At 40.1% G+C, this 13,403-nt stretch carries 15 protein-coding genes; 6 read left to right on the top strand and 9 right to left on the bottom strand.

Features of this window, described 5'->3' with window-relative positions; translation table 11 throughout:
• Positions 1–389: 389 nt before the first annotated feature.
• The 3 genes from sodC to F994_RS11010 all read right to left on the bottom strand — a co-directional run bounded on the left by sodC (position 390) and on the right by F994_RS11010 (position 2,982).
• A complete protein-coding gene (gene sodC, locus F994_RS11020; protein ID WP_004650547.1) occupies positions 390–941 on the bottom strand; it encodes a superoxide dismutase family protein in 552 nt (183 codons plus the stop codon).
• A 122-nt stretch (positions 942–1,063) separates the two neighbouring features.
• The gene (locus F994_RS11015) at positions 1,064–2,197 is read right to left on the bottom strand and encodes an AI-2E family transporter (protein WP_167555809.1); all 1,134 of its coding nucleotides are present in this window, start codon (positions 2,195–2,197) and stop codon (positions 1,064–1,066) included.
• A 140-nt stretch (positions 2,198–2,337) separates the two neighbouring features.
• Positions 2,338–2,982 carry a ParA family protein gene (locus F994_RS11010; protein WP_004650544.1) on the bottom strand — a complete coding sequence of 215 codons (645 nt, stop codon included), beginning with the start codon at positions 2,980–2,982 and terminating at the stop codon, positions 2,338–2,340.
• Between the two features lie 120 nt (positions 2,983–3,102).
• Here F994_RS11010 and F994_RS11005 point away from each other — a divergent pair, with 120 nt between their 5' ends.
• Together F994_RS11005 and F994_RS11000 are read left to right on the top strand one after the other, a co-directional pair.
• Complete coding sequence (locus F994_RS11005) at positions 3,103–3,570, top strand: Holliday junction resolvase-like protein (RefSeq protein WP_004650543.1); 468 nt, start codon at positions 3,103–3,105, stop codon at positions 3,568–3,570.
• A gap of 18 nt (positions 3,571–3,588) precedes the next feature.
• On the top strand, positions 3,589–4,182 hold the full coding sequence (locus tag F994_RS11000; RefSeq protein ID WP_004650542.1) for a hypothetical protein: 594 nt from the start codon (positions 3,589–3,591) through the stop codon (positions 4,180–4,182).
• 6 nt (positions 4,183–4,188) lie between these two features.
• Here F994_RS11000 and F994_RS10995 read toward each other — a convergent pair whose 3' ends face one another.
• Entirely contained in the window at positions 4,189–4,815 is a 627-nt protein-coding gene (locus F994_RS10995; RefSeq protein ID WP_004650541.1) for a class I SAM-dependent methyltransferase, read from the bottom strand.
• Positions 4,816–4,991: 176 nt separating this feature from the next.
• On the opposite strand from F994_RS10995, the gene F994_RS10990 reads away from it, so the two are divergent.
• Positions 4,992–5,555 carry a hypothetical protein gene (locus tag F994_RS10990; protein WP_004650539.1) on the top strand — a complete coding sequence of 188 codons (564 nt, stop codon included), beginning with the start codon at positions 4,992–4,994 and terminating at the stop codon, positions 5,553–5,555.
• 380 nt (positions 5,556–5,935) lie between these two features.
• On the opposite strand, the gene F994_RS10985 is transcribed toward F994_RS10990, so the two are convergent.
• Entirely contained in the window at positions 5,936–6,268 is a 333-nt protein-coding gene (locus F994_RS10985; RefSeq protein WP_034697154.1) for a HopJ type III effector protein, read from the bottom strand.
• Between the two features lie 162 nt (positions 6,269–6,430).
• Here F994_RS10985 and crcB point away from each other — a divergent pair, with 162 nt between their 5' ends.
• Positions 6,431–6,811, top strand: coding sequence for a fluoride efflux transporter CrcB (crcB, locus tag F994_RS10980; RefSeq protein WP_004650537.1), 381 nt, complete (start codon positions 6,431–6,433; stop codon positions 6,809–6,811).
• Between the two features lie 133 nt (positions 6,812–6,944).
• Here crcB and F994_RS10975 read toward each other — a convergent pair whose 3' ends face one another.
• From F994_RS10975 to F994_RS10960, 4 genes are all read right to left on the bottom strand, one after another.
• Positions 6,945–7,199, bottom strand: a complete 255-nt coding sequence (locus F994_RS10975) for a type B 50S ribosomal protein L31 (RefSeq protein WP_004650536.1) — start codon at positions 7,197–7,199, stop codon at positions 6,945–6,947.
• A 119-nt stretch (positions 7,200–7,318) separates the two neighbouring features.
• Entirely contained in the window at positions 7,319–8,617 is a 1,299-nt protein-coding gene (locus F994_RS10970) for an ABC1 kinase family protein (RefSeq protein ID WP_004650535.1), read from the bottom strand.
• A gap of 357 nt (positions 8,618–8,974) precedes the next feature.
• Positions 8,975–10,288: an MATE family efflux transporter gene (locus tag F994_RS10965; protein WP_167555808.1), complete on the bottom strand. Its 1,314-nt coding sequence runs from the start codon at positions 10,286–10,288 to the stop codon at positions 8,975–8,977.
• A gap of 396 nt (positions 10,289–10,684) precedes the next feature.
• Complete coding sequence (locus F994_RS10960) at positions 10,685–11,146, bottom strand: DMT family transporter (protein ID WP_034697152.1); 462 nt, start codon at positions 11,144–11,146, stop codon at positions 10,685–10,687.
• Between the two features lie 124 nt (positions 11,147–11,270).
• On the opposite strand from F994_RS10960, the gene hemW reads away from it, so the two are divergent.
• Both hemW and F994_RS10950 read left to right on the top strand, forming a co-directional pair.
• The gene (gene hemW / locus F994_RS10955) at positions 11,271–12,425 is read left to right on the top strand and encodes a radical SAM family heme chaperone HemW (RefSeq protein ID WP_004650531.1); all 1,155 of its coding nucleotides are present in this window, start codon (positions 11,271–11,273) and stop codon (positions 12,423–12,425) included.
• A 38-nt stretch (positions 12,426–12,463) separates the two neighbouring features.
• A complete protein-coding gene (locus F994_RS10950; protein WP_004650530.1) occupies positions 12,464–13,399 on the top strand; it encodes an acyltransferase family protein in 936 nt (311 codons plus the stop codon).
• Positions 13,400–13,403: the final 4 nt, after the last annotated feature.

The following is a 13,403-nucleotide window of genomic DNA, read 5'->3' as shown; positions in this document are numbered from 1 at the left end:
CTTTGTTATAAGCGAGCCAATTGAACAAAAAGCAGGTCTGGAGCCTTAATGCCAGTCAGTTAAGGGTTTTAGAAATAAAGTCCTTAGCTTTTTAGTTATTCACAACGGAGTCTTATGTTTTTAAATCAAATACTCGGAGCTCATTTATTACTTTGGATAAGCCCAAAGTAATCAAAGGCATTTGTCATCCGCAAAACTCGTCAAATACCTTTTATTGATTAATTAATCGCAGAAACCTTACTATTTAAAAATAGTTTTGCCTCGAACAGTTGCGGATGACATTTCCGTGTATCGAATAAAATCATGAATTTAAAAATAAAATACCAGTCAATTTCTTAACTGACTGCTATTAGTCTGGAGCCTGCTTTCTTAAATCGTGTTAAAGAAGATTATTGAATCAGACCACAAGCAATGCGCTCTCCACCACCGCCTAAGGGTTTAGGCTGATCGGCATAATTATCGCCACCCGCATGTACCATCACCGCTAAACCATGAATGTCTGCCAATTTTAAGCGCGGCGCAATTAAGCTGGTTTTCGCTTGCCCTTTAGCATCAACATTTAATATGGGTAAATCACCGAGATGCCCCGTTTTTGGCGTACCGTGATGAGGGGCTTGATTGGGATTAAAATGCCCACCTGCGGCAATGGCTGCACCCATTTTTCCATCTTTTTCGGCAGGGTCACATGAACCTTTTTCATGAATATGGAAACCATGAGGACCGGGTGGCAAATCAGACAAGTGGGTGTTAATCACTAAACCTGCTGGACTGTCTTTAAATTGAATACTGCCAATAGCCTGACCGACACCCTGAGCAGACACAGCATGAACGATTACCCGATGTTGATTATTGGATGAGGACATTGGGGTGTTGGCGCAGCCAGCCATTGTAAGACCAGTTATGGCACAGAGTATTGTAAAGTTAAACAGTGAAGATGGCATTGAGTTGCATCCTTTTCTTTTATAATGACCTTGGTCATTCAATCAAGGCAGAGGATACAATTCAATGCTGATTAAGTATTTGAATGTATGAGTTTCTTAACCTTTAAGCCTAATCTTTTAGCTTAATTTTTATCGTTACTCGGTGGTGGGTCTTCTTCGTCATCAAGATCATACGCCAGTGTCGATTTTGGCATCATGAGGGCATTAAAGTCATTGGTTTCATGTAGCCATTCACGCCAAATCGCCAGCAAAACTGCAAGAATAACAGGGCCAATAAATAAGCCGACCAGACCAAAACTGGCAATACCACCCAATACACCGAACATAATCAGTAAAAATGGAATTTGTGTGGCACCTGAAATGACCAAGGGGCGGATCACATTATCCGAGGTACTGACAATACAGACTCCCCATGTCATAACGCCAATGGCTTCGATGGTTTGACCTTGTGAGAACAACCATAAAGAGACAGCCCCATAAGCCAGCGGGGTTCCAAATGGAATCAGTGCCAAGATGAATGTCACAATGGTAAGGACCATTGGGTTGGGTACACCTGCGACGAAATAACTTAAACCGGCTAATCCTGCTTGTGCAACGGCTGTTAGCCCTACACCATAAACAACGGCACGGGTGGTTTCAGAAATGGTGTCTAAATAATGATGTACGCGTGGGCCAATAATCATTTCCAAGGCTTTACTGACTTGATTGAGAATGGTTTGACCATCACGGTAAAAAAAGAAGAGCGACAATACGGCAAAACACAGTTTAACGATGTTTTTACCAATTTCATTTAAAACGAAACGACCGTAATTGAGATGACCTTGAATCCATGTTGAAACCGTTTGCACAATACTATTGGGGTCAGTATTAATGTCATGCAGCGTTCGGCTAATTTCCTTACCAATAAAGGGCAAATCCCGAATAAATTGCGGCACATTAAGATGACCTGAAAAAACTTGTTTTTGCAATTCATAGTATAAGTTTCGACCTTCATGTTGCAGCATAAAAATACCGAAGGTCAGTGGAATACCAATCAGTAAAATGATCAGGCTGATCATAATGGTCGCACTGAGTGTGGCGCGTGAGCCACACCAGCGATGAATAGAGTGATACAACGGCCAAGTCATATAGGCAATAATGGCCGCCCAAAGTACAGGCACAATAAAATATTTGAGAACGTTAAAACTCAAAAACAGGAGGATAAAAAACAATCCAAATAATAATACTTTTTGTAATGTTGGCGCGTACTGTTGCACTGCATTCACTGATTTGTTTCTAAGGTCCATGCCATCTTAACTGAAAAAAAAGCGATCGAAAATGAAAGCTGAGTAAGTTCTAGTGAATAATGAATAAACTCATTGGTTTTCTGCGGCTGACCTTAGATGCTTTTAATCCACTAAAACCACTTGGTTGGATCATCAATAATTGCATTTAAGACCGGTTGCCACTGATTTTGCATGCCTAAATAATTTTTTTGCGTTTTATCAAACACCGTTAAGCCGTGCATTGCCAATTGCCCATAAGCCGTGCGTTCCGAAATCCAAGCCACCGGTTGTTGTTCAATTTTGCTGAAAAAATCTTGAATATCTTTAGCACTGGCGCTATTGGCTTTGACCCGATTGGCCAAAAGTAAAATTTGTACTTTGCCTTTACGAATCCGTTTAATTTCTTGTAAATGTTTTAAGAAACGGCGCGTACTGTCGATATCAAAAAATGACGGTTGTAAGGGAGTAATGATGGTGTGGGCTTCACTGATCAGCTGTTCGGCATGATCGCCTGAAAGCGCACCGGGCGCATCAATAATGAGATACTCTATATTGGTCGGTGCATCACCAATGGATTTTCCTTGACGCCAGTCGAGGTCTTGAATGGGCGGGGCTTCTTTAGGGCGCTGTTTCAGCCATTGTAAAGTTGATTTTTGGTTATCTGCATCGGCAAGTGCAACCCGATAACCCTTTTGTGCTAAAGCGGCAGCGAGATTAATCGCGGTAATGGTTTTCCCACATCCACCCTTTTGATTGGCAATTAAGATTGTTTTCATGACCCTGATGATTTTATTCTGCTCGACCCTAGCATATCATTGTTTGATGCCGTGAATATGACACATGACAAAAGTCTTAAAAATTCATGTGATAGTACTTTTTTAGATTAGGAAAAAATAATGTCCATTTGGATGGCAATGCTGATTGGTACATGTATTGGGGTGGTTTTAACCACCTTAATTTTAAGCAATACTCGTAACGGACGGGTAAAAGCAGAGTATGAGCAATACATTGCGGAATTGGAATTGGAACATCAACAGGCTTTGGTCAGTGCACAAAAGCGTAGTGTGAATACCAGTCGTGCAGTATTAAAAGGAAAAATGGCGGAGCAACTGGCGCCGATCATGCCTGAGTTTCAATACTTACCCAGCGATGCCAAATTCTTAGGTGATCCTGTTGATTATGTGGTGTTTGATGGTTATAGCGACTTTCGTGATGGTGAAGGTCGGGCAGAGGACATCGAAGTGGTGCTGATTGATATTAAAAGTGGCGGCGCACGATTGACCAAAGGACAGCAAGCGATTGCTCAAGCCATTGCCCAAGGTCGAGTACGGTTTGAAACGATTCGCATCGACTTTGATGATTAAACCGAGATTGATGGTCGAATGAATAAGCTCATCATCACTTTCATTTTATTTGCTTTGATGATCTGGATATGGTCTTCCTATTTTCGTGCCATTCCGCATTTACAACAAGTCGGAGTATTGAAAAATTTTCAGCTTAAACATCTGGATGATTTTTCAGGTGAATATGTGCTGCTAGAGAAACGCTATTACAGCCCAGCAAGACGATCTTTACATCCTGCATCACCTGTAGTGGGAAGTTTTAATGATTTGGCGTATCTCAGTAATATTGACTTGTTATTGGGAACTGGAAAATTAAGCCATAAGTTGAACTTAAAACAGGTCGAATTTGAGCAACAACAACGCTGTTATCAATTCAAGCTCAAATCAACAGCCCGTTTAAGTGCAGAGGATATTTACGCCGACAGTCTAAATGTCAGTGTTATTGCCAATAGTGAGCGTGTGGCAGATCAATTACGTCAGCTTCGCACTGGGCAAAGAGTTTACTTCACTGGGGATTGGGTTGAGGTCAATTCAATTGCTGCACAGCACATTTTTAGCGTCGGTCAAAATTTCCCAGCACAGCGTCAAAACTGCGCTATTTTGCGCGTGCATTCGCTCAGTATTTTAAAATAGTTTTACTCAGCTACATTTTTGCGCACGGGCAAAGAACATGCGCTGTGCAAGCTTAGGAATACCTTGCGCAGCAAAATAATGTTGCTCGGTAAATTCGAAATGCGCATCGCGTAATGCCTGTTCAATATTACGGTTGAGATGACAACCATCGGCAAGACGTTTCTGAATGGGCGTGAGTAAGTTTTGTAAATGCTGAAGTTTTGCATTGTCCTGATACTGAACATGTTCGACTAGATGTAACGTCCCAGTTGGTTTTAGCACGCGATACATTTCAATTAAAGCTTGTGCTAAGTTTTCAATGCTACATAAAGTCCATGTACTGACAATATGATCAAGGCTGGCATCGGCAAAAGGTAATTTTTCTGCATAGGCTTGAATGTGTTGGACATGAATTGCACTTTCATGGATGCGTTTGGCCGCCAGTTGATAAAGATCGGCATTCGGTTCTAGTGCATACAGTGTTTCGACATTTTGATAAAAAGGCAGATTCACCCCTGTCCCAAAGCCAATTTCTAATACGTCACCCGCAATAGGCAACAGCAGTTGCCGACGCTGATCCATGAGGCTGGGCGTTTGCATCACTTGATTGAGTAAATGCGGAAAAATGTGTTGCTGATAAAATTTATAAATCATGATTCAGTTGATTGTTCTTTATGTGTCTATGCTCAGCTTAATGGCTATTCTGATCGAATAATAAGACAAAAAAGTGACTGAATATATCTCTATTGTTACCAAGTCGATATGGTTATTTCAGTTTCATCACTTAAGATAAAAACTAGAAGATAGAAATTCGTTTTGAGGGTATAGAGATGACTCGGCAATTATTATTCAGTGCTTTACTTGCGACCAGCATGCTACACGTGAGTGCCAGTGCATCATCTGTCGATCATAATATTTCTAAAGGTTTGATGCCAATATCGAAAGAACAATCGCTTAAAATGCTGCAACCCTTTAAAGGGGACTTTCGTATTTTAGGGTCGAAAATTTATAGCCACGATGAACAAGCAAAATTTTCGCCGATTGATTATGCGGTCAGTTGGGGCTTATTTGCTGAACCTGAAATTGCACGCCATATCTCTGTCAATCAATATGACCGTTATTTGAATTGGAAAATTGATCGTCTGCCTGTGCCTAAAGAGCAAGCAATGCAGATGGTGTCGAATATGCATATCATTCCTGCAAACCCAACGATTGCCAAGCAAATTAAAAATGTAAAACGTGGTGATTTAGTCCGTTTAAAGGGCGATTTGGTTGAAATTAAAGATAAAGATTTGGTTTGGACATCATCTTTAACCCCCACAGATACTGGAGATGGGGCATGTGAACTTTTTCGGGTCAGCTCAATTGAATGGATTGAAAAAGTAAAAGGCTAATGGTTGAAACGAGTGCAAAAAGCCCTCTTTATTAAAGAGTAATGCCAGTCAGTTAAGAAACTGACTGGCTTTTTTATTTTTTAAATTTATGATGTTATTCAATACGCGGAAACGTCATCCGCAACTGTTCGAGGCAAAACCATTTTAAAAAGGTAAGGTTTCTGCGATTAATCAATCAATAAAAGGTATTTGGCGAGTTTTGCGGATGACAAATGCCTTTGATTACTTTGGGCTTATCCAAAGTAATAGATGAGCTCCAAGTATTTGATTTAAAAAATATAAGACTCCGTCGTGAATAACTAGAAAGCTAAGGACTTTATTTCTAAAACCCTTAACTGACTGACATTACTCTATTAAAGAGATATTTTTAGATCAGAAATTTATTTGGCAGCTAACGCTTCGCTTTCAAATTGGATACCATCCCAACCGTTTAACATAAACTGGCGAATATTTTGATGGTCCGTTGCTTCTGGTGTGGCTAAAACTGCGGCGTAATGTTCCGCAAATAAACTTAAGGTTTGTGCTTGATCTAAACCATTGAGCTGGGCAAAAGAAAATACTTTTGCACTGCCTTGATTTTCAGTTGCAGCATTGGCCTGTTGCCCATTTTTAAATGCAGTTGGAGTGTGATTATAACGTGCTTCAATATAAGCAATCACATCGGTAAATTTCGCTTCACCTGTTTGAAGTTGTGTTAATAAATCTTGAGCCATCATTTTTTAATCCAGAGAAAGAGTGAATTTAATGGCGAGACTATAGCAATTTTTAGGCATTTTATTCAGCATTATTTCTTTGTAAAACGGCTGGATTCGTGCAAAAGTAAGGGCCTAATCTGGACAGGGCTGTGCTATAGACAGCCGATATTGGGTGAAAAAATGAGTTGGCTATGGGTGGCTTTGGGCGGCGCTATTGGCGCAAGTTTGCGTTATGGTGCAGGGGTGTTTTTGCTGAAACCGACAAATTTGTTTCCATGGGGTACATGGTGGATCAATATTGTGGGCTGTTTACTGGCAGGAATCTTTTTTGCTTATAGTCAAAAATTTCCCATTTTGCAAAATGAAGCGCGTCTGTTTTTGATGGTGGGTATTTTAGGTGGCTTTACCACATTTTCCAGTTTTGGTTTAGAAACATTTCAGCTGTTAAAACATGGTCAACCGCTACTTGCTTTGCTCTATGTCATGTCAAGTGTGATGGTTGGTGTGATGGTTTTGGCGTTGGGTTTTTATCTCTTTCAAGCGCTATTAGCCAGTAAATAAAACAGCCAGTCAATAAAAGCGCAAGGTTTTTTGCTCTCAATACAGCAGATAAAAAAAGAAGCCTAAGTGGAGGAGGATGCTTAGGCTTCTGAATAATTAAAAAATAACAAGCTGAGCTTAATTGAATATTAACTTACTGTGAGCGTTTGAAACGAGAAAAACGCTTGTTGAAACTCGCGACACGACCTTCATTATTGGTTTGACGTTGTTCACCGGTATAAAAGGGATGTGATGCACTTGAAATATCTAAAGTGACATAGGGATAGTCCTGACCTTGATAACTTTTTGTCTGTTGTGTTTGTAAGGTACTGCCAATAATGAAATAGACATCAGCATTGGTGTCATGGAATAAGACTTCACGATACTCTGGGTGAATATGAGAACGCATGGTTGGCTCCAAAATTATTGCTAATATAGATATGTTATAACATAACAATTATTATTACAAATAAAATAGTTTGCCTAATAGAACCCAAATTAAATCTTCATTTGGGTTTTAACCGTATTTTATGCGCGGGGTGGAGCTAACTCGTCAAATAAGTCGTTAAGATTGTCATGCATTTTTAAATGAATCATATTCCAATAATGACCCGATACCGTGCGATTAACCATCAGTGTTTCTGGTGAAGGCTTAAAGACATCCCAATATTTTAATGAGGGTTTGATCAATTCCATACCATCATGATGCGCTGAGTTTTCTGCAAAATCATATAGCGTGGTGAGTGGGCGCAGAAGTACTTCTAACCATTGCTTATATAATTCAGTTGGAAACTTCCCTTGTGCAGAAATGGCATGTAAGGTATCCAATTGTTGTTCTATTTCGACAATATTACCTTCACGAGCAGCTTGTATTAATTGTTTAAAGTGCTGTACCGTTGCAGTGGATAATGTTTTAACACCGCCATAGTCATAAATAATCACAGTGCCATCTTCACGAAAGGCAAAGTTGCCGGGATGCGGGTCGCAATGAAAGCGTTTGAGATAGAAAATCTCTTGTCCAATGGCGCGGAATAAACGCCGACCAAGTTCATTTCGGGTGGCTTGCGACCATGTGCTGGCCGTTTCAATACTTTCACCTTGTTCTAAGCTCAAGGTTAAAACATGGCGCGAAGAATAGTCTTTATAGACTTGCGGAATAATAATTTTGCTGTCTAAGCTTTGGTGGAAGGTACGTGCGACTTCTAAATTTTGTGCTTCAATTTCATAATTTAATTCATTGTCTAAGCTTTCTTGAATTTCTTTAAACAGTTGATCTTGTAGTTTACGATCAACTTTCAGTACGCCCATAAGACGCAGTGCCAAGCGCACTTGTTTAAGATCACTTTCGCAGGCTTCATCGACACCCGGATATTGCACTTTAACCACCACCTGCTGACCATTTGGTAGCAGGGCTTTATGCACTTGACCAATCGATGCTGCGGCAAAAGGTTGTTCATCAAAACTTTTAAAAATTTGATGCAGTGGCTTGCCGAGTTCTTTTTCAACTTGTGCTTTAATTTCCGCAAAAGGCATGGCAGGGGCTTGGCGCTGTAATTTGGCAATGGCACGCGCAACTTCAGGTGGGAAGACATCTTTATATTGCGAGGCAATTTGCCCCACTTTCATCACTGCGCCTTTCATTTCCCCAAGGGTGTCAGCAATTTGTAGACCAATGTCTTGAAAAAGTTGACTGCGTGAAGCATTTTTTTGTTCTTCATCGGCATTAAAATTTTTGATCGAGTTTGAAACCGTTTTGGTTGCGATGCTCGCCGTCATACTGGCAAGTTTCATAAAGCGACGACCGGGTGTGCTAGCCGTTTTTGCCATGCGATATTCCTCAGAGTCATCATTGGTGTGTTTGAATGATCATAGGCGACAAAGTTAAAAATACCTACTTTAAATTGTTAAGCGTTTGTAGGTATCGAAATATTTTGAGCTTTATTGGGATGGATTTTTCTATGGGAAAATATGCTGTTTTGCTATACAGATGAAAGCAATCTATCTCAATACAGATATAAAGAAATGCTCGAATTGAAGTGCATCAATATTTTAAAATTTGATATGCGGTAAAGTCATTCGCTGCTGTTCGAGGTAAACCTTAAATGCTCGGACTCCGTCATGATTAAACAAACAGAAACTTATCCTTTTAACTACAGCATAAGTTTCTGAATGGATTACAAGGTTTTATATAGCTTGAGTTGGGGATTTCTGACTTAAGCGCTGATTATTCATATACAAACGTGTCAGTAACAACACACAAGCAATACTTAAACCGACAATCAATCCCACCCAAACCCCTGCTGCACCCATCTCGGTAAAGCGTGCCAGATAAATTCCAACAGGGAAGGCAATGACCCAATAGGCGAGCATGGTGATCCACATCGGACCTTTGGTGTCCTGCATACCGCGTAAACAGCCTGCGGCACTGACTTGCCATGCATCCATTAACTGATATGCAATTGCAAATAAAATTAGATACATGGCGACTTTAGCCACAGCATAATCTGAAGTATAAATGGCCACAATTTCAGCGCGGAACAACCACATAAATATCATGGTGATAAATGCAAACACGGTTCCAGTCGCTAGACCCAAATACTGTACCTTGCGCATTGCCAGCCAATTATGTTCACCATAATAGGTTCCGACCCGAATGGTCAGTGCAATCGCCAGTGACATTGGAATCATAAACAGTTGTGAAGTGACTGAAATCGCAATCTGATGTGCCGCGATAATGGTTTCACCCAACGGACTTAACACAATCGCTGCGGTGCTGAAAATACTGACTTCAAAGAAAATGGCCAAGCCAATCGGTAAGCCGAGAGTTAAAATGCGTTTGACCCAATAAGGATCGAGTTTTTCCCACAGCGCAAACGGTTGGGTTTTTTGATAGCGTCGTGCTTTTAGAATATAGGTGGCGAGGGTGATGAACATCAGCCATTGTAAAATAGCGGTGGCAAAACCAGAGCCTGCACTGCCTAAATGTGGAATAGGACCAATGCCATACATAAAAATAAAGTTTAAAGGAATTAACACCACCAGAGCAATTAGGCTAATAGCGGTGACGGGGCGTGGATAACCCAAGGCTTCCGAATAGCCTCTTAATGCCGCATACATGGTTACAGCAGGCATACCAAAACCAATGGCATGTAAAAACAAACTGGCTTTATGCAGTAAGTTGTCAGGAACACCTAAAATGGGCAGCAGTAGAGGCATGAGCTGTAAAATCAATCCAGCAATGACCCCTAAAATAAAAGCGACCCATAAAGACTGACGGGCAATGGTGGCAATTTTTTCAGGTGTACGTGCGCCATTGGCAGCGGCAACTAAGGGGGTGGTTGCAATCATGATGCCACTGAACAGCAACATGATTGGAATCCATAAACCGACACCGACGGCAATAGCAGCAAGATCTTGTGCAGATAAATGTCCCGCCATAATCGTATCAATCAGGCCAAAACCTGCTTGGGCAAATTGCGTGATCAAGATTGGGATCATCAGGTGGAAGAGTTGTTTTAACTCAAAGCGGGTAGTTGTAACAGATGTAGCATTTAACAAAAAAATTACTCATTTTATTAGGGTCTGTGGACATTTCAGCTATGCATTGCGTTATTCACTAAAACAACTCAAACAAGGCATGAAATGCAGACAATGGTAATCCCCTTGCCAAGTTTCATAACGAGGTTTGGGGAAGTTTTAGTGATAACCCTACGGGACAGGGACATTTTTTCCGCTACTGCGTTATCTTGCGCAGCTTTAGTTACTGCTCATCATTTAGAATGACTAAATTTTGTAAAACATGCCTTGTAACGTCTAAATATCTTGCGCCGTATACGGCTCATGTCGCAAGCATCTGTGAAATGTCCACAGACCCTATGTGCTTAGAATGAAGCATTAGCGTTGTAAAGTGAGAAGCACACCAATAAAAATTACGACGCTACCTAAAAGACGTTGCCAGTTAATGGATGTTTGTTCCGTACCCAGTAAACCAAAATGATCCAAGAACATCGAGGTGATGACTTGACCAAAAATAATTAATCCTGCAAAGGTCAAAAAACCAAGTTTGGGCGCGGTATAAATACTGATGCTAATGGCATAGACACCGAGAAAACCACCAAGCCATAGAAACCAAGGCAGTTGAAGCAAAATGGTAAAAGTTGGTTTCTCTACATTTTGAAAAAACACCAACACGGCAAGCACTATTGTACCAACCAAAAAGGATAAAAGCGCGGCTTGCAGAGGGGAATGTAAATATTCTCTTAACTGGCTATTAATTGCCGTTTGAAAAGTCATCGCAATACCAATCCCCATGGCTAGGGGCAACAACAATAATAACTGAGTCGATATTTTCATCATATGCATGATCTAATTATTCTTGGCTTTGAACAGTTTATCGTAGATAGGAGAAGAATTCAGAAGTGTCTTGATACAGTCATGTTAAAATGTATGTCTTCTTCTTTTGTTGTTTTGAGCTTATTCCTTGGCTGATTTAAATCCCGCAAGTATTCCATTGTCTTTATATATTCACATGCCGTGGTGCGTGCGTAAATGTCCATATTGTGACTTTAACTCACATGCTGTGCCCGATGGAAAGTTATCTTTAGATTTAGAACAAGAATATCTACAAGCGTTGGTTGAAGACTTTAAAACACAGATTGATTTTGCTCAAGGTCGCCACATTCATAGCGTATTTATTGGCGGTGGAACACCGTCTTTAATTTCGGCCAAAGCTTATCAATGGTTATTTAGCCAGCTCAAAAGCTTCATTCCTTTTGAAGACGGGTGTGAAATTACTTTAGAGGCCAATCCGGGTACGGTGGAACACGATCCCTTTGCCGGTTATTTGGATGCCGGGATTAATCGTCTATCGATAGGGGTACAAAGTTTTAATACTGAGCATTTGAAGAAGTTAGGCCGTATTCATAGCAATGATGATGCCGTCAATGCCATTCATTTGGCTAAGGAAGCAGGTTTTACACGCATCAATGTCGACTTAATGCATGGTTTACCTGAGCAGACTCTAGAGCAAGCATTGTATGATTTAAAACTGGCCGTGGGAAATGGTGCAACGCATGTGTCGTGGTATCAACTGACCATTGAACCGAATACGGTGTTTTTTAGAACTCAACCTGTTTTACCGGTTGATGATGTGTTGGAAGAGATTCAAGCACAGGGCGAAGCGTATTTAACAGCGCATGGCTTTGTCAATTATGAAGTGTCGGCATGGCGTAAGGAAAAGCCTTCTGCACATAATTTAAATTACTGGCAGTTTGGCGATTACTTAGCAATTGGGGCAGGGGCGCACGGCAAAGTCACGCAGCCTGATGGCGTGTATCGTTTTCAAAAAACCCGTTTACCGAAAGACTATTTAGCCAAAGTCCCAGCGGAAAATCTACAGTTTAAGCGCATTGAAGCGGATGATATGCCGTTTGAATTTATGATGAATGCACTACGTTTAAACCAAGGCGTTGATGCGAAACTGTATGCAGAACGGACCGGTTTGAGTTTAGCTGGCTTGGATGAACTTTTAAGTTCTTTACGTGCACGAAAGCTGATGGTTGACGATCAAACTCGAATCTCATGTACCGAGCAAGGGCATGTGTTTTTAAATTCAGTATTGGAAGAGTTTCTTTGATTTTAAAATTTAACTTTATGTACGTGTATGAGTAGAAAATGGAAAGAAATTTATCGATTGATATTTTGAAAGTCATTTTAGCCATTGCTGTGGTTTTTTTACATACCCGTATTTTTTATGATCTATCGACACTTTTAAGCCATGTTTTCGTGCAGGGAATCTTTAGGTTAGCAGTCCCTATTTTTTTAGTCATTACAGGCTATTATTTTTTTTATATCAATAGTCTCCAAAGATATAAAACATGGCTGAAACGTATTTTTATTTTGTATGCCGTTTGGATGATCTTTTATTTACCCATATGGTGGACCCAAAGCTTCTCCTATAATTTTTCTGTTTTGTACAATGGTTATTATGTGCTTTGGTATATTCAGGGCGTGTTACTGGGTGGCTCTGTTTTATATTTCTGTAGAGCGATAAATGCGAAAAAGCTCTTTATAGGGAGTGCTGTTTTATTTTTGTTTGGCGTTATGCTTCAGCAAGTTGGTAATTTACATTTATTTCAGGGTCAAATAGATACTGAATTAAATACATACACGGTACATCGTAATTTTTTATTGGTAAGTTTCCCTTTTCTGACCTTAGGTTTTCTGCTGAATAAATGTCAGGATAGCGTTAAAAATAAAATAACGATCAAACTTTGGCATGTCATTGTTGTGGTTTTTTTAGTGATCGTAGAATCACTCGCGAATTATTTTTTTATTAGTCGGAAGGAAAGTCTGGATCAGATGTTTTCTTTGTTTATTGCTGCACCGATTATCTTTCTATACTTTTTAAATAAAAAAATACTGGGGACAAATAAAGCGTTGGCAAGTTTATCGACGGCCATTTTTTTAATTCATCCTTTTTTTATTTACCATTTAAAAGGCTATTTTTTAAATGAACAGACCTTATTTAGCTTGGTTGTATTGGCGTGTTCAATTTTTGCCGGATTAATATTGCTGCAAATGAATAAGAAACTAAAATACTTGTTATGAAAAA

Source organism: Acinetobacter bohemicus ANC 3994 (genome assembly GCF_000367925.1).
In the GTDB taxonomy this organism is placed as follows: Bacteria; Pseudomonadota; Gammaproteobacteria; order Pseudomonadales; family Moraxellaceae; genus Acinetobacter; species Acinetobacter bohemicus.
Note: the sequence above shows the minus strand (reverse complement) of the source record. Positions and strands in the feature narration are given on the sequence as shown.